At 38.8% G+C, this 17,518-nt stretch carries 15 protein-coding genes and 1 tRNA gene; 13 read left to right on the top strand and 3 right to left on the bottom strand.

Annotated elements, in window-relative coordinates; translation table 11 throughout:
• Positions 1-69 precede the first annotated feature (69 nt).
• On the bottom strand, positions 70-1,044 hold the full coding sequence (locus ACNKXS_RS02120; RefSeq protein WP_417919430.1) for a glycosylasparaginase: 975 nt from the start codon (positions 1,042-1,044) through the stop codon (positions 70-72).
• A gap of 147 nt (positions 1,045-1,191) precedes the next feature.
• Here ACNKXS_RS02120 and ACNKXS_RS02115 point away from each other — a divergent pair, with 147 nt between their 5' ends.
• Complete coding sequence (locus ACNKXS_RS02115; RefSeq protein WP_417919429.1) at positions 1,192-2,418, top strand: metallophosphoesterase; 1,227 nt, start codon at positions 1,192-1,194, stop codon at positions 2,416-2,418.
• A 71-nt stretch (positions 2,419-2,489) separates the two neighbouring features.
• Positions 2,490-2,786 (top strand): thioredoxin family protein, encoded by a 297-nt coding sequence (locus tag ACNKXS_RS02110; protein ID WP_141878856.1) that lies wholly within the window; start codon positions 2,490-2,492, stop codon positions 2,784-2,786.
• Here ACNKXS_RS02110 and ACNKXS_RS02105 read toward each other — a convergent pair.
• Both ACNKXS_RS02105 and ACNKXS_RS02100 read right to left on the bottom strand, forming a co-directional pair.
• Positions 2,758-3,417 (bottom strand): polysaccharide deacetylase family protein, encoded by a 660-nt coding sequence (locus tag ACNKXS_RS02105; RefSeq protein ID WP_417919428.1) that lies wholly within the window; start codon positions 3,415-3,417, stop codon positions 2,758-2,760. The genes ACNKXS_RS02110 and ACNKXS_RS02105 overlap by 29 nt on opposite strands.
• A 46-nt stretch (positions 3,418-3,463) precedes the next feature.
• The gene (locus ACNKXS_RS02100) at positions 3,464-6,772 is read right to left on the bottom strand and encodes a DUF2723 domain-containing protein (RefSeq protein ID WP_417919427.1); all 3,309 of its coding nucleotides are present in this window, start codon (positions 6,770-6,772) and stop codon (positions 3,464-3,466) included.
• A gap of 211 nt (positions 6,773-6,983) precedes the next feature.
• Here ACNKXS_RS02100 and ACNKXS_RS02095 point away from each other — a divergent pair.
• From ACNKXS_RS02095 to ACNKXS_RS02045, 11 genes are all read left to right on the top strand, one after another.
• Positions 6,984-7,056, top strand: a tRNA-Gln gene (locus tag ACNKXS_RS02095).
• Positions 7,057-7,344: 288 nt separating this feature from the next.
• On the top strand, positions 7,345-7,605 hold the full coding sequence (locus ACNKXS_RS02090) for a ribbon-helix-helix domain-containing protein (protein ID WP_417919426.1): 261 nt from the start codon (positions 7,345-7,347) through the stop codon (positions 7,603-7,605).
• 857 nt (positions 7,606-8,462) lie between these two features.
• Positions 8,463-8,936 carry a UpxY family transcription antiterminator gene (locus ACNKXS_RS02085; protein ID WP_298527599.1) on the top strand — a complete coding sequence of 158 codons (474 nt, stop codon included), beginning with the start codon at positions 8,463-8,465 and terminating at the stop codon, positions 8,934-8,936.
• A 114-nt stretch (positions 8,937-9,050) separates the two neighbouring features.
• On the top strand, positions 9,051-10,067 hold the full coding sequence (locus tag ACNKXS_RS02080; protein ID WP_417919425.1) for an NAD-dependent epimerase: 1,017 nt from the start codon (positions 9,051-9,053) through the stop codon (positions 10,065-10,067).
• Between the two features lie 20 nt (positions 10,068-10,087).
• Entirely contained in the window at positions 10,088-10,876 is a 789-nt protein-coding gene (gene cysQ, locus ACNKXS_RS02075) for a 3'(2'),5'-bisphosphate nucleotidase CysQ (protein WP_417919424.1), read from the top strand.
• A gap of 35 nt (positions 10,877-10,911) precedes the next feature.
• Positions 10,912-11,787: a glucose-1-phosphate thymidylyltransferase RfbA gene (gene rfbA / locus ACNKXS_RS02070; RefSeq protein WP_417919423.1), complete on the top strand. Its 876-nt coding sequence runs from the start codon at positions 10,912-10,914 to the stop codon at positions 11,785-11,787.
• Entirely contained in the window at positions 11,784-12,794 is a 1,011-nt protein-coding gene (gene rfbB, locus ACNKXS_RS02065; protein WP_417919422.1) for a dTDP-glucose 4,6-dehydratase, read from the top strand. The genes rfbA and rfbB overlap by 4 nt, the downstream gene beginning before the upstream one ends.
• Before the next feature lie 360 nt (positions 12,795-13,154).
• Complete coding sequence (locus tag ACNKXS_RS02060; protein WP_417919421.1) at positions 13,155-14,528, top strand: nucleotide sugar dehydrogenase; 1,374 nt, start codon at positions 13,155-13,157, stop codon at positions 14,526-14,528.
• Between the two features lie 442 nt (positions 14,529-14,970).
• A complete protein-coding gene (locus ACNKXS_RS02055) occupies positions 14,971-16,422 on the top strand; it encodes a lipopolysaccharide biosynthesis protein (protein WP_417919420.1) in 1,452 nt (483 codons plus the stop codon).
• Positions 16,412-16,927 carry an acyltransferase gene (locus ACNKXS_RS02050; protein ID WP_417919419.1) on the top strand — a complete coding sequence of 172 codons (516 nt, stop codon included), beginning with the start codon at positions 16,412-16,414 and terminating at the stop codon, positions 16,925-16,927. The genes ACNKXS_RS02055 and ACNKXS_RS02050 overlap by 11 nt, the downstream gene beginning before the upstream one ends.
• A gap of 1 nt (position 16,928) precedes the next feature.
• The coding region (locus ACNKXS_RS02045) for an EpsG family protein (RefSeq protein WP_417919418.1) at positions 16,929-17,518 on the top strand (590 nt) is incomplete at its 3' end.

The following is a 17,518-nucleotide window of genomic DNA, read 5'->3' as shown; positions in this document are numbered from 1 at the left end:
AATGTTTAATAAAATTCGTGATTAGCTCAAAATTACAAAGATTATATCGTTCCGCAGAAAGATATAAAACTAAGAATCCAAATAAGAGGGGCTCAGGTTGTCGCTGCTAATTCCTTCATGAAACTTAGCGTAACTGAAGCCTTTGTGGATACAGTAAGATCCAATTTCCCCGGCTTTGTTGAGTGCTACATATGCGATCTGGAAATCCTTGTGATTTGGTGCTTTGCGAACGGTTCTCATGACCGCTTCCTTACAGGCATCCTGTGGAGACATTCCCTGTCGCATTAATTCCACGATCAGGAAACTACCCACACTTTTCATAATGGCTTCACCCATTCCGGTACCTACAGCTCCACCAATTTCATTATCGAGAAAAAGACCAGCACCAATTATTGGAGAATCACCAACACGGCCATTCACTTTGTAGGAAAGTCCGGAAGTTGTACAGGCTCCGGCGATATCCCCTTTATCATCCACACATAGCATCCCGATGGTGTCATGGTTTTCAATATTAATAATAGGTCTGTACTCTTTATGTTCCAACCATTCTTTCCATGCTTTTTCAGAGCTTTCGGTGAGCAGGTTCTTCTTTTTAAATCCCTGCTGAATGGCAAATTGTAAGGCGCCTTCACCGGCAAGCATGACATGCGGAGTATCTTCCATCACTTTTCTCGCTACCTGTATGGGATGTGCGATCTCTTTAAGGTAGACAACTGCACCGGCATCACCATCGGGGGACATGATACAGGCATCCAGAGTAACATTTCCATCACGGTCTGGCGCGCCGCCGTCACCAACAGTAGTGTTTTTAAGGTTGGCCTCTTCCACCATCACTCCCTGTTCCACAGCATCCAGGGCGCTAAAACCATTTTCCAGCATTGACCCGGCTTTTTTGGTGGCATTTTGAAAATTCCAGGTAGCGACCGCAACTGGTTTTGGCTTGGTGTTCATAGGTTTCAATATGTTTTGAGGGAAAAAGCTGGAACTCACACTAAGTGCTCCTACGCTGATCCCGGTTTTCTGAAGAAATTGTCGACGTTTCATGATTTAAATCTCTTGCTAAAAGTAATATTTCGAAGCATGCTTTTAAAATAAAGAATAATAGAATGCTTGTAAGAAGTATGAGCTTAAAGAATCGTTAATAAGCTGGGGTTCGCTGCAATTAAAATTATCTTCGCAAAAAATTACTTAATGCGCTGGTTAATTCTTGCCGTTATCTACATCATCGTAGATCTTTACGCTTTTCAGGCTTTACGGGTATTTTCAAAGAATGTATGGGTTGCCTCGTTCTATTTCCTGATCTCGATCATCGTAATTGCCAATCTTATCTATCAGTTTAATCAGCCCAATCCTAATGATGGTTTTGGAGGTGGTAGAGGCTACGCGATAGGTATTTTTCTTGCATTCTTTGTAGCGAAAATTGTACTTGCTTTAGTTCTGCTGGGGGAGGATTTTCTAAGACTTCCATTTGCAGGTTTTCAAAAATTATTCGGCTCTTCAGAAAGTTTTTCTATTCCATCAAGAAGAAAATTTATAAGTACAGTGGCTCTGGGTCTTGCGGCAATTCCGTTTGCTGGTTTGTTGTACGGAATGGTAAAAGGTCGATACAATTTCAGGGTGTTACGATATACACTTTATTTCGATGATCTTCCTGAGTCCTTTGATGGTTATACCATCAGCCAGATTAGTGATGTGCATAGTGGAAGTTTCGATAATAAACAAAAGATACAGTATGGAGTGGATCTTTTGAAAGAGCAGGAAAGTGATCTGGTGGTTTTTACCGGGGATCTTGTGAATAATAAAGCTTCAGAAATGGAGAACTGGAAAGATGTATTCTCCCAGGTAAATGCCAGGGACGGTGTATATTCTATTCTAGGGAATCATGATTACGGAGACTATACGCAGTGGGAGAGTCCGGAAGCAAAAAAGCAGAATTTACAACGCCTGAAGGATACTCATGCAGAAATGGGCTGGAAGTTAATGCTGAATGAACACAGTCTTATTGAGAGAAACGGAGAACAAATAGCAATTGTTGGAGTAGAGAATTGGGGAATTGGCGGATTTAAAAAAGCCGGTGATCTTCAAAAAGCTGGAAGCGGACTCTCCAGTAAAGATTTTAAAGTGCTACTCAGTCACGATCCTTCTCACTGGGAAGAAGAGGTGAGGAAAGACGAAAAACATTATCATTTAACGCTTAGCGGCCATACGCATGGTATGCAATTTGGGATCGAGATCCCGGGTTGGTTAAAATGGAGTCCGGTGCAATATCGTTACAAGCACTGGGCTGGAATTTATGAGGAAGCAGGACGCTATATTAATGTAAACAGAGGCTTCGGATTTCTGGCATATCCTGGTAGAATAGGAATATGGCCCGAAATTAGCGTCATCGAACTGAAAAAAGGACCTAAACCAGCTTAATACAAAGAATTTCCTATATTTGAGTATAGCTGGCGAACACGGTAAATAACCGAAAAAATAAATACTGAATTATGTCAAAATTTGGTGAACTAGTAGATCTGAACATTCCGGTACTTCTGGATTTTTATGCTGAATGGAGCGAAGCTTCCGAAGCCATGCATCCGGTATTACGTGATGTCGCGGCCGCTTTAGGTGATAAAGCCAAGGTCATAAAGATCGATGTGGATAAGAATTCTCAGCTTGCTGAAGCCTTAAGAGTAAAGGGTTTGCCAACGCTTATGATCTACAGGGACGGTGAAATGAAGTGGCGCCAAAGCGGTGAGCAGAATGCAAATACGCTTATTGGTCTTTTAAAGGAGCATCAGTAAGACTTTTGAAAGTAAAGCCTTTTTCAGCGTAGTATCTCATCACTCTGGGTAATACTTCCCTGAGATTTTTAAATGCCTTTTCTGAATCATGGAAGACGATCGTACTTCCATCAATAGCATTATTTATGACATTCCGGTAGCACTTTTCTGCTGAAATACTGTGGTCATAATCACCACTTATTACATCCCACATCACAATTTTATAGCTTTTTTCCACAAGGTCACTCGCCTGAGCGTTCATGATCTTACCATAAGGTGGTCTGAAAAATTTTGTCTCTGGGAAGAATTTGTTAGCAGTAAATACCTGCTGAGTTTTCTGGGTATTCTCGATATAAGGAGCTTTGCCAGTTTTCCAGCCGTTAAGGTGATTATATGTGTGATTTCCCACAGCGTGTTCTTTCTCTAAAATACTTCGGAAAATTTCCGGGTGCTTTTCAACATTCTCTCCAATACAGAAGAAAGTAGCTTTTGCTGAATACTCTTCGAGTAGATCCAGAACCCATGGCGTGACATCTGGAATTGGGCCATCGTCAAAAGTGAGATAGATAGCATTTTTATCCTTTATCCTGGAAATACGTTTAGGATAAAGAAGTTTCAGGACTGAAGGATATTTAGGCAGGAATAAACTCATCGATATTCAAAAATAAAAAACCCGGCGCAATTGGCCGGGTTTAATTTTATTGCTGATCACTTTGCAGCGAAACCGAATCGTCCGGTTGCCCTATGGGAGTTGCGCCATCCAGCGCTTCCAGAATCTCCTGTTGCGGAGATTTTGCTTCAGCATCTATTTCTTCGTCCTCACGGTAGAAATGCCTGAACTTTTTTAGATAGGTGTTAAATTCTTCGGCTTTTTCTCTGGCTGTCTCACGATCCTCATAAACCATCATAATGTCAACCAGGCCGCGGTAACGTTCCATATCGGTAATGATCTCATCTGCATACCTGTATTGACGTTCTACTTCCCAGCCGCTATAAAATTTCAGGTTCTCCTGGTACTTCTTAGTCACTTTTTCCCAGATCTCACGCGCTTTTTGAGGTTTGTTAACTTCGTAGTAACCGGTGATAAATGGTTCCAGTAGCGTATAATATTCATAATGCTCGACCGGCATATGTTGCATTCCCAGGTCAAGGATCTCTTCCGCATGTATAGTATCACCTTCATTAAGAAGATTCTCAGTCAGTCTTGCCAGGTTGCTTCTATAGGTAATTGAGTTCTTACGGGTTTCAGGATCATGATAAATATCTGAAGATCCCATATTTCCCCAATTCCAGTTCTTCACGATATTGTACATCTTCTCAGTATTCACGCGACCCATATCGAATGGATTTCGGGGATCAAGAGGTGTTTGAATAGGAACCAGTTTATAGGTGACTCCTTCCAGTTGCAGATAATCTTTCATCCAAAGGTAATCGTCATCACCAAAACTTCCGCCGGTAAAATAGATAGGACGTTTCCAATCGTTGTTGGCAATAATATCGAGCATCAACAGCCTGTTCTTGTAAAGCACCTGGTCACCAATCTCAATATCTATATGATCAACGATCTCGTTTGCTTCAGAACGGTCTACGATATTATTATCCAGTACATTTTGTTTGTCTACCGGAATTCGTACATATTTAGAAGGGAAGGTGTTGATCATGGACCCACTTTGTAATTCGGCCATGGTTCTTGGATCTTCATTCTGAATATAATTCATCCAGGTTTTGATGCCCACAGTGTCCTGGGTTACTTCGCGCAGGAAGATTGCATCGTTCTTTCCATTATACCAGTCCTGTGGTAATTGCGACGGGATCGCATCACTATCAAAAGCTTTTCGCTTCATCTGGTCAATATACCAGTCGGTTGCCAGTAAACTTGTATTAATTACACGTACATCGGTTCGGTATTTTTCAATTTGCTGAACATACCAGAGCGCAAAAGTATCATTATCACCAATGGTAAATATAATGGCATTTTCGTCGATGGAATCCAGATACATCCGGGCCATGGTTAGCGCAGTGTCTCTGCCAGAACGATCATGATCATCCCAGTTTTCCGAAGCAAGCAGCGTTGGTACGGCAAGTAAACTTGCAATTACTACTACCGGAGCCAGAATTTTAGGACCTATCATTCCTTTGAGCTTATCGAAGATCGCATAGACACCAAAGCCTATCCAGATCGCAAAAACATAGAAGGACCCTACAAGTGCATAGTCGCGTTCTCTTGGTTCAAAAGGCCTTTCATTCAGATAAACTTTAAGCGCAATTCCGGTAAACAGGAAAAACACCATTAGCACCCAGAAATTCTTCTGATCTCTTTTCAGCTGAAAGATGAGTCCGATCAGTCCGAGTAAGAGCGGCAGAAAATAATAGGTATTTCGAGCTTTATTATTTTTCACATCTGAAGGTAAATTCTCTTGCGACCCAATATGCCATTCATCAATAAAATCGATTCCGCTAATCCAGTTTCCGTGCAGATCTCCGAATTTTCCCTGGATATCATCCTGTCTCCCGGTGAAGTTCCACATAAAATAACGCCAGTACATATAGCCAACCTGGTACTCCAGGAAGTAGCTAATGTTAGACGAAAATGAGGGTTTTTCGACATTGATATAATCGCTGAACTGCCTTAGGAAGTTATGGTAGTCTTCCATATCCCTTTCACCACGGGCAAACTGAGTGCGAAATTCATTGATCGCACTTATAAGTCTTTCTTCGCTCTGGAATTCTGGTTTGATCGTGAAATCCAGAGGACCGGTAAATTCCATATAATTGGTAGCATGCTCGGTACTCCACATTCTTGGCAGAACAGCCTTATGATCATCATCCAGGTTCTGGCGTGCGTTCTTATATTCATTAACGATCACATACTTTCCAAGCTCCTCGTCTTTTTCATATTGAGGTTTCCCATCGCGATAAGGATTATCTTCATCAAGTCCGGAATACATCTCAGACCATTGAGGGCCGTAGAATAGATGAGTTTCCCCGTATTGCTCACGATTATAATAGGCGAGTAGCTCACGTGCATTGTCAGGACTGTTTTCATTGATCACAGTTGGTGCGTTACTTCGCACTGGTAACATTACCCAGCTGGAGAAACCTATAAGAACGAATAATACACAAAGCAATAGTGTGTTGTACTGGTACAGGTTACGCTTGCGAGTGAAATTGATCAGGAAATAGAATACGGCGATGATCGCAAGTAAAGCGATCGCTGTTCCCGTATTAAAAGGCATTCCCAGGGAATTGGTAAAGAACAATTCTGATGCAGAAAAGAACGTAAGAGTGTATGGTAATAGAAGTTTGAAGATAAACATAAGCACAGCGACCACGACTATGTTGGCGATGATAAAGTTCTTGACGGTTACCTTTTTGTAGTTTTTAAAGAAATAAAGGAATCCGATTGCCGGTAAGGTTAACAGACCCATAAAGTGAACTCCAAAAGAGAGTCCGATCACCAGGGATATAAGAATGATCCAGCGATTTCCACGCGGAGTGAACATATCCCGTTCCCAGAGTAGTCCTAAATAGAACATAACCGACATAAAGCAGGCGGCCATGGCGTACACTTCGGCTTCCACGGCATTGAACCAGAAACTGTCGGTAAAAGTAAATGCGAGGGAGCCAACGAGGGCGCTACCCAGAACCGCTATTTTCTTAGAATCGGTAAGAGTTTCTCGCGGTCCGGCGATCTTTAGTACCAGTAAGCTGATAGACCAGAACATAAACATGATGGCTATGGCACTGGCAAACCCAGACATGAAATTAACCATCAGGGCAACCTGGGTGTTGTCTGCCGCAAAAGTGGCGAAAAACGCGCCCATCATTTGATAGAAAGGAGCTCCTGGTGGATGACCAACTTCCAGGTTGGCAGAGGTAGCAATATATTCACCGGCATCCCAGAAACTTGCCGTTGGTTCAAGAGTAAGTGTATAGGTGGTGAGGGCAATAAGAAAAACCAGCCATCCCAAGATCTTATTCCACTTACTAAAGTTGAAATCTGTCATAAATACTCGTGTAATTCTACTGAAGTGGCGAATTTAATAATAATATGCTGAATGCTTTACAAACGCAATGGAAAAGCGAATATTTTGGAAGTGTCTGGAAATGAATAGAAAAAATGTGCTTTCAAAAAAAATTGAAATTTTAATGAAAATCTTTTTGAAAAAGTTTGTGCGATAGAAACTTTGTCTTAAATTTGCATCCGCATTTAAGCATTGGCCTATGGTGTAACTGGCAACACGTCTGGTTTTGGTCCAGAAGAGTCTAGGTTCGAGCCCTAGTAGGCCAACAAAAATGTTAAAAACCCAAACTGAAAAGTTTGGGTTTTTTTGTTTTACAAATTATCAGGGCAAGGAGCGTGTCCCGAGCCTGTCGAGGGAAGCTTGAAGAAAGGTGCTTGCCTAAGGATACTCTTGAAGTTGTTTATGAAATGAAATTTCATATCAGTAAATCTTAGGATATTTTCCTACGACATTTTAGATGCTTATGCGGCCATCCTGAGCTTGTCCAGGGAAGCCTGTCGAACGAAGTTATTTCATCAAAACTTTATTCTATAGAATATTTGTTTGGATAATTCGTGTCTGATGCGATTTGGATGCAACTTTACAACAAACCAGCTATGATGTCCAGACAAGGTATTTTCTTCACAAAGCCAAATGATGAGTGGCTAAAATCTCAAGTTGATAATCAAAAATATTCCAACAAAAGTGAACTGTTAAATGACTTGATAAGACAAGCCCGAAATCAACAAATTCAGATTGATTATGCCGAGGGCAAGATTGAGAAAGCTGAGAAAAGCGGATTTACTAAAGACAGTAAAGAACAAATTCTAACGTAATCGAAATCTTTGCTTAATGAATAATTACAAATTAAGTAATCTTACTAAGAAGAATTAATTAGAATTCATCAATTTGGAATAAAGCGATTCGGAGTTATTCAAGCCGACAAATATTTTGAGAGGTTTTTCGAATACTTCGATATGATTGCAGAACAACCTTTCGCATTCGAATCTATTGATTTTATAAAACCTGGTTACCTAAGATATGTTTGTGGATCAGATTCCACCTATTACAGAGAATTTAAAAATTCCTTTGAGATAATAACTATCATTGGCAACAGGATCTGAGTAACATTTAACCCGAAACCGGTTTGAGATAATGTAAAAAAGGAGTAAACCCAATATGTGCGAATCCGCTCTCTAATTTCTATAACAACTATTATAGAGAAAATCATACCACCATCCTGAACCTTTCGAAGGATGTGTGTTAAAGAAAATCAGAGAATAGGAGGTCGTTTATTATACCAATATTTATTATCAAATAATAGGTTTTAGAAAAGACATTGCCGCCATCTTGAGCTTTTCGAAGGAAGACTGTCGAAGGAAGCCTGTCGAAGTCAAATCACCAATTTACATCAACCAATATATCAAAAGTCTTCTTACTTTTTCGGAAGGCTGCGAATCCAAAATTTAATTTTTAAAACTATAGAATATTCAGGTTCCTGAAGTCACTTCCAATATGGTCCGGTATTCCTGGAAACACCTCTTTAGAATCATTCATTTAAAAACCGATATTCTGACGCAATGGTTTTCAGCCTTCTAAAAAATTGTTCCGCAGGTTTAAAATAACGAACTTTGTACACTCATAATTTCAAGACCCTACTGTGAAATCGAATACTCATTAAATCTATCGCAGTATGCCGTGGTATGTAGCAAGAACAAGATCACAACACGAAATCAAAACTTCAGAATATCTCTCCAAAATGGGAGTAGAGGTATTCTGCCCTACGATCGTGGAAGTCCGTCAATGGAGCGACCGTAAGAAGAAAGTTACCGTTCCATTATTCAGATCCTATATCTTTGTAAATATCACTGAGGCTGAGAGGTCAAGGGTGTTTGAGGCTCCCGGAGTGGTGAATTTTTTGCAATGGCTCAATAAACCGGCGATCGCTAAGGATGCCGAGATCGAAGCTATACGGTCATGGCTTAATAATGATAAGATCTCAGATCTGGAAGTTACCCAGTTTAAACCCGGAGATCAGGTCAAACTTAAATCGGGTAAAATGGCCAATCAAACGGCAGTGATCAAAGAAGTTGGTGATAAAAAGCTAAAGCTGATCCTCGAAGAACTTGGCTGGATACTTACCGCCAGTGTACATGACGTAGTTTAAGAACACTTAGCTTCTTAAAATTATAATTTATCGGTTAATTCCAATATTTTAGCAGCGAACTGACAGAAACGGAATGTTTTCTGCAGTTTTTGATCGTTTGAGCTCATAATTTCTATGAAGATATTAGTTACCGGGGCAGCCGGATTTATTGGATTTCACCTGTGCAAAAAACTTTTGCAGGAAGGTCATACTGTAATTGGTCTGGATAATCTTAATGATTATTACTGCCCATCCCTTAAAATTGCACGTCTTGCTGAATTAGGAGTTAATGTAGCGGCAGATTCTGCATATAATCAGCCGGTGAAGAGTCAGCAGTATCCCGATTTCATTTTCTATAAAATGGACCTTCAGGATCGCGAAAATTTACCTGGAATTTTTAAAGCTTACCAGTTTGATCTGGTGTGTAATCTTGCTGCGCAGGCGGGAGTACGCTATAGCATTGAAAATCCTCAGGCATATATAGACAGTAATCTTGTGGGGTTTGCCAACATTCTGGAATGCTGCCGACTTTATAACATTAAAGATTTTGTGTATGCCAGTTCTTCCAGCGTATATGGACAGAACAAAAAAGTTCCATTTTCCGAAGAAGATAGAGTAGATGAGCCTATTAGTTTATATGCGGCAACGAAGCGCAGCAATGAACTGATGGCGTATACCTATAGTCATCTCTACGGAATTCGCTGTACAGGTCTACGGTTTTTTACAGTATATGGACCCTGGGGACGACCAGATATGGCGATGTTTCTATTTGTAAATGCAATTAAAAATGGAGAATCTATTCGGGTGTTTAACGAAGGAAACCTGGAGAGAGACTTTACTTTTGTAGATGATATCATCCACGGAGTGAGCGCAGTAATCAATGATTCGGATACTAATAAGAATGCACTAAACCGCATATTTAATATTGGAAACAGCCAGCCGGTAAAGTTGCTGGATTTTATTGAGGAGATCGAAAAGCAGTTAGGGGTCAAGGCTAAAAAGAATTTGATGCCCATGCAGCAGGGGGATGTAAATAGAACCTGGGCAGATTCCCGGCCGCTTATGCAGCGTTATGGCTATCAGCCCAAAGTTGCTATTGCAGAAGGAATCAGACAATACCTGAAATGGTTTGAAATATTTTATAAGATTTGAGAAATTACTTTAAAAAAGACATGCAAAATAATTTAGAGATAGCGATCAAAGCTGCGCTGGAAGCGGGAAAGCGGATCATGGAAATTTACGAGAACGAAGATTTTGAAGTAGACTTTAAAGGAGATGATTCTCCGCTTACTAAAGCCGACCTTGCTTCTCACAAGATCATTATGCAGCATCTGTCAGCAACAGATATTCCGGTGCTTTCAGAAGAAGGAAGAGATCTTTCCTATGGAGAACGTAAGAACTGGTCCAGCCTATGGATCGTGGATCCTATCGATGGCACCAAAGAATTCATTAAAAAGAATGGTGAGTTTACGGTCAATATTGCCCTGGTAAGAGATCAGAAACCTGTACTGGGAGTTATTTATGTTCCCGCACTTCGGGAATTGTATTATGCTTCGGAAGAAGCCGGTTCCTACAAAGTAGATAACGTTGTTGATTTCGACGGAATGGAAAGTCTGGAGGCTTCCGCAGTAAAACTTCCGAAGAAAAATAAGAATAAAAGCTTTACCGTCGTTGCAAGTAAATCTCACCTTTCTGAAGAAACCAAAGACTATATTGAAAAGCTAAAAGATGAGCATGGAGAAGTGGAAAGCATCTCCAAGGGCAGTTCTTTAAAGCTGTGTATGGTAGCTGAAGGTAAGGCAGATGAGTATCCGCGTTTTGCTCCTACCATGGAGTGGGATACGGCAGCAGGACAGGCGATCTGTACTTTTGCCGGCAAAACCGTATATGATCATAAAACCGGAAAGGAAATGTTGTACAATCGCGAAAACCTGTTGAATAACTGGTTTCTGGTGAAATAGCTAGCTTTGCAGCGAGGCGATCTAAAATATAGAAAATGAAAGGAATTATTCTTGCCGGAGGTTCAGGCACCCGGTTATATCCTATTACCAAAGGGGTTTCCAAGCAACTGCTGAATGTATATGACAAACCCATGATCTATTATCCGCTTTCGGTCCTGATGCTGGCCGGGATCAGGGAAGTTTTGATCATTACGACCCCGGAGGATCGCAGCAATTTTGAAAAACTGCTGGGTGATGGGAACGACCTGGGCATGGACTTTCAATATGCGGTACAGGAATCACCAGATGGTCTTGCGCAGGCTTTTATCATTGGAGAAGAATTCATAGATGGTGATGATGTTGCTTTGATCCTGGGAGATAATATTTTCTATGGGCATGGATTTACAAGTTTACTTCGGAAGTCGGTCGCTACGGTGGAACAGGAGCAGAAAGCCGGAGTTTTTGGATACTATGTCAACGAGCCATCGAGGTATGGGGTAGCAGAATTTGATGCTGAAGGTAACGTAATCAGCGTGGAAGAGAAGCCGGAATTACCAAAATCCAATTATGCGATCGTAGGACTGTACTTTTTCCCAAATTCTGTTGTGGAAGTCGCTAAGAATGTAAAGCCCAGCAAAAGAGGTGAACTGGAGATCACTTCGGTGATCCAGTCATATCTGGAAGATCAAAATTTGAAAATGGAGATCATGCACAGGGGTTACGCCTGGCTGGATACGGGAACTCATGAATCTATGCTGGAAGCAGGGAATTTTATACATACCCTGGAAAAAAGACAGGGACTTAAAGTAGCCTGCCTGGAAGAGATCGCTTATGAAAAAGGTTATATCAGCAAGCAGGATCTGGCACAACTGGCAAAAACACTGGGGAAATCATCCTATGGAGAATATTTACTAAAGAGAGCGGGACGATGAGCAATCTAAACAAAACGATCCTGATTACCGGTGGTGCAGGTTTTATAGGGTCTAATTTTATACCCTATTACCTGGAGCAGAATCCAGAACAGCATATTATTAACCTGGATGCGCTTACCTATGCGGGTAATCTGGAGAATCTAAGCGAAGTGGAAGCCAATCCTCATTATACCTTTATTAAAGGAGACATCCGAAACCGTGAACTGCTGGAAAAGATCTTTCAGGAAAATCATATAACCGGAGTGATACATTTTGCGGCGGAATCCCATGTGGATAATTCCATTAGCAATCCGGGTGTTTTTATCGAAACCAATGTGAACGGAACATTCAATCTTCTGGATGTTGCCTTCAAAACCTGGATGAAAGCGCCGTTCGAATATAAAGAAGAATTTAAAAATTGCAGATTCCATCATATTTCAACAGATGAAGTGTATGGAAGTCTTGGGGAAACCGGGTATTTTACTGAAGAAACCCCCTATGCTCCAAATTCTCCTTATTCGGCTAGCAAGGCCGCTTCAGACATGGTAGTGCGCAGTTATCATCATACGTATGGAATGAATACGGTAATTACGAATTGCTCCAATAATTACGGACCAAAACAGCATAAAGAAAAATTGATTCCAACCATCATTCGTAAGGCCGTAAGCGGAGATGATATTCCTATTTATGGTAACGGAAAAAATGTGCGTGACTGGTTATTTGTTTTAGATCATGTAAAAGCGATTAGTCTGGTTTATGCGGAAGGCAAAGCAGGCGAAGTGTATAATATTGGAGGTGATACAGAAATGCAGAATATAGAGCTTGCCCATAGGATATGTAAATTGCTGGATGAACTAAAACCGAAGGATTCCGGAAGTTACAGTGAACAGATCACCTTTGTAAAAGATCGGGCGGGTCATGATTTAAGATATGCCATTGACGCCGGAAAGATGAAGTCACAATTAAACTGGAAAGCAACAGCAGAATTTGAAGAAGCAATGAAAATTACGATACACTCCATAACCTAAAAATAATATAGGCCAGTCAGTTAGTTGATCTCTATTTTTAAGATAAAATTAATATCAAATTATCATCTATATCCACTATTTTTTACTGAATCTTTAAAAATCTGCATTTAGGAACAACTGAGGGGGAAATCTCCTCGATTCATCGTTAAAATTTTAACAACTTAAATTTTTACAAGACGATAAACGAACCTAATTTTGCTGTTTCTAATCAACCTGAAACCTCTTAACCCTACTTATGTGTTCTTGGTCGATCCCGACTAAGGATTTTCCCTCAGGTTTTATTTAAATTTTTTACGGGAGTTACGTTATGTGACTCACGGCGGCGAAGCCCTGTTTTCAAATTAATACATATTAAATTCAATGTTTACGGAACAACCAAGAATAGCTGTGATAGGCCTGGGATATGTAGGACTCCCATTGGCGAGATTATTTGCAACCAAATATCCTGTAGTAGGATTAGATATCAATTTAAAAAGAGTTGAAGAACTAAGAAAGGGTCATGATGCTACTTTAGAAGTGGAGGATGACGTTCTACAAAGTGTACTTTTAAAAATTTATCCTTTCGCAGCTAAACCTTCCTTGCATTTACAACTAAGTGATTCTGGGGTAAATGGATTCGAGTCTGGTGACGACGAACAAGAAGCGGAGGCTCAAAATGGTTTGTATTGTACCTCAGATCTTGGTGATATTTCTAATTGTAACTATTACATCATTACCGTTCCTACTCCCATAGATAAAAACAACCGACCAGATCTTACCCCGCTCTATAAAAGTAGTGAGGCCGTAGCTAGCGTGCTAAAAAAAGGAGATACCGTTATTTATGAGTCTACGGTATATCCGGGTGTAACTGAAGATGAATGTGTGCCGGTTCTGGAGCGAGTTAGCGGGCTCAAGTTCAACGAAGATTTCTTTGTAGGTTATTCACCTGAACGTATTAACCCTGGAGATAAAGAGCATACCGTAGAAAAGATATTAAAAGTAACTGCCGGTTCTACTCCTGAAGTTGGAAAGAAAGTAGATGAGCTTTATAAAAGCGTCATCACGGCGGGAACTCATTTAGCACCGACTATTAAAGTGGCTGAGGCTGCTAAGGTTATTGAGAACTCTCAACGTGATATCAATATAGCTTTTGTAAATGAATTGGCCAAGATCTTTAATAAAATGGAGATCGATACTAATGATGTATTGGAAGCAGCAGGTACCAAATGGAATTTTTTACCTTTTAAACCCGGGCTTGTGGGCGGACACTGTATTGGCGTTGACCCATATTACCTGGCTCAAAAAGCTCAAGAAATGGGGTATCATCCAGAGATCATTTTGGCTGGAAGAAGAATGAACGATTCTATGGGAAAATATGTAGCTTCTGAAGTTATTAAGCTGATGCTCACAGATGATCTAAAAGTTAAAGGAGCTAAAATTTTGGTATTGGGCATTACTTTTAAAGAGAATTGCCCCGATGTGCGGAATACCAAAGTGGTAGATGTGGTTAAAGAACTGCAATCTTACGGCACCGAGGTAACCATTTACGATCCGCTGGCCAACCCGGCAGAGGTACTACGCGAATATAATCTTACTTGCAGTCCTGAGCTTGTCGAAGGGCAAAAGTTTGATGCGGTAGTTTTGACAGTTGCTCATAACGAGTTTTTGCAAATGAATCTAGACACTTTAAAAGAAGAGTATGCTGTGGTTTACGATGTAAAGGGCATTTTGGAACAGGTAAACAGAAAACTTTAATGCAACACGAGCAGTTTAGACATTTAGTTGGAAAGAATGTCCTGGTAACAGGACTGACATTGTTTATGATAGTCTAGAATTTTTTGTGGTCATTTCAATATTAGTAGGCATATTGTATCTATTGGTAATTGAAAAGCTGGAAATTCCTTAAAATTTCGCTACTAATATTTTTTTGGAAAAATATCTTACGCTCTATATTTAATTTATCAATAATTAGGTTATACTATTCAATTAAAATTAATTAATGCTGGTATCGAAAACTTTTTTATCCTGTTAGTAACGCCTCTCTTAATTTCAATTATCCTTGCTTGTATAATTACGTTTTATATTGATGAAACTATTATTTCTATTTTAAATACAAAAGAACCATGGAAAATTGTCAATTTAAAAGAAAGTAAACTTCTTCAGTATTTCAAATTTTAGGATTTTTTTCTGAGATTTTATGAGTAAAGCATTCAAACGTAATATCATTACCGGGTTCTTATGGTCTTTCTTAGGTCAAAGTGGTTATTTAATTATTGGTTTGCTAGCGAACATTATTTTAGCTAGGCTCTTGTCTCCATATGAATTTGGACAAGTAGGTATCGTAATGTTTTTTATTGTCCTGGCGAAGGTTTTAACTGAGTCGGGCCTATCAGGTGCTTTAATAAGGAATAATGAAGCTACTGAGATTGATTTTTCAACTGTATTTGTATTCAACCTAGGTGTTTCCTTGACTCTAATGCTTCTTTTGATATCATTCTCTGGAAGTATTGCAGATTTTTATAACGATTCAGAGTTAAAACATATTTTAATCGTTACCTCTAGCATACTTTTTATTAACGCTTTACAGATTACTCAGAATGCTAGGTTGGTAAAAAACTTAGAATTTAAAAAGAAAGCACTATACGAATTTATAGCCATATTTTTTGCCGCCGTTATTGGTATTGCATTAGCTTATTATAACGCAGGGGTTTGGTCTATAGTTATTATGCAAATTGCAACATCACTTTTTTTAACTGTTTTGTTGTGGATTTTTGAGGGGCCTGTCAAGACGATTTATTTCAGTAAAACCTCGTTTCAAAAATTGTATAAATTTGGAGTAAATACTACGCTATCCTCTCTTTTAAATACAGGTTTCGACAATCTTTATCAATTAATCCTCGGTAAGTATTTTGCAATAAGTCAAACTGGATTTTTCTATCAGGGTAAGAAACTGCAAGAAGTTCCGGTTAAAATTATAAAATCAACCACTTTAGGAGTTGTTTTTTCCTCTTTATCCAAGTTGCAAGATGACTCAGGGCAATTTCAAACATATTATCGGAGGATAGTTACCTTATTTACAATTGCCGTAGGATTAATCTGTTTGCTGGTTTATTTCTATGCCCATAATATCATTTTATTGTTATATGGAGAAAAATGGTTGGAAGCGGTATTTTATATGCAGGTTTTAATAATTGCATCCTATTTTTATATGCAGGAGATGTTTAATAGGATAATATTTAAGGTGTTTGACAGAACAGAAAAAATTCTATACCTCGAAATAATCAAAAAATCTATTCAGAGCATTTCAATCCTTATTGGAGTACTCTTAAAAAGTATTGAAATCCTTTTATATGGCTTTTTAGTAACTAGTATTATTAGTTTTTTCATTAATTATTATGAATCCCGAAGGGTACAAAATAATTTTTCCTGGTATGAAGTTATACTTGTAATTAAAGTGGCTTTTATCTCATTAGGTACTGCATTAATTGGTTTCTTAATAGACAACTTATTTGGTCTGGAAAACTATCAATCCTTTTACCTGTTTCCGGTATTGATATTAATTTTTCTACTTACTATTAGGGTATTTGAAATTTCTAATCTAGAAAAAGATTTAACGGCGGTATTGAAAATAATTAAAAGTGGTCAATAGATTATTAAATTTTTATAGAAAAACGTTTTGGTCTCCATTGCGCTATGCTCATTATTTAGGGGTTAATATTGGCGATGAATGTGTGATTGGTACAAAGTATTTTGGTTCAGAACCTTATCTCATAACCATAGGGAACCATGTACAAATAACTAAAGATGTACGATTCTTTACTCATGGAGGTGGCTGGGTCTTTAGGAAAAAATATCCATTAATGGATACTTTTGGTAAGATTTCTATTGGTAATAACGTTTACATAGGCAGTTGTGCACTTATATTGCCAGGCGTTAAAATTGGTGATAATGTCGTCATCGGTGCAGGTACAGTGGTAACCAAAAGTGTGACGCAGAATTCTATTGTAGCGGGAAATCCCGCTAAGGTTGTTGGTGATGTAAGAAATCTTAAAGATAAAATGGTTCAATTGAATCTTCAATCTAAAGGGATGGATTATGAAAGTAAGAAAAAATTTCTTTTATCTCTAAGTGAGGAAAAGTTTATTCAAAAATAGAATGAAAGAAGACAAATTTGCCAAGACTGTCTTTTTTATTGCAAGTCCATTTTTGACCTTGCCGGCAATATTATATGGGATTTATAAAAAATCACAGTTTAGTATTTATCTATTGGTTTTAGTATTTGGATTTTTAAGTTATTTATATATCCCTCATGTTTCTAATGATAGGGCCCGTTATTTTGAAATGTTTTTTGAATTCCAAAGATTTGATTTTAAAAATTTTATTTCATACTTAGCCGCACATAAGAGACCAGATTTTATTCTTCACTTTTTAGTCTATTCAACAGCGAAGTTAGGACTGTCGTTGCAATTGTTGCTGTTTTGTGTAACCTCTTTTACTGTTGGTATTTTCTTTTATCTCTTTAATAAAGTATCCGAGAACATTCATTTAACAAACAATATTTTCTTTTTTTGTTTTTTAACAGTCTTATTTTCACTTTCACTGGATCATTTACTATCGGGCACCCGCTTTTATTTTGGTACAGCCTTGGTCTTGTTAGCTTTTTATAATGGATTATTTAAAAAGGAAAACTTTAGTGCAATAATATTATTGGTTCTGGCATTGTTCACTCATTTTAGCACTGCACT

The organism is Christiangramia marina, assembly GCF_048285865.1.
Lineage (GTDB): Bacteria > Bacteroidota > Bacteroidia > Flavobacteriales > Flavobacteriaceae > Christiangramia > Christiangramia marina.
This window is presented reverse-complemented; position numbering and strand designations above follow the sequence as displayed.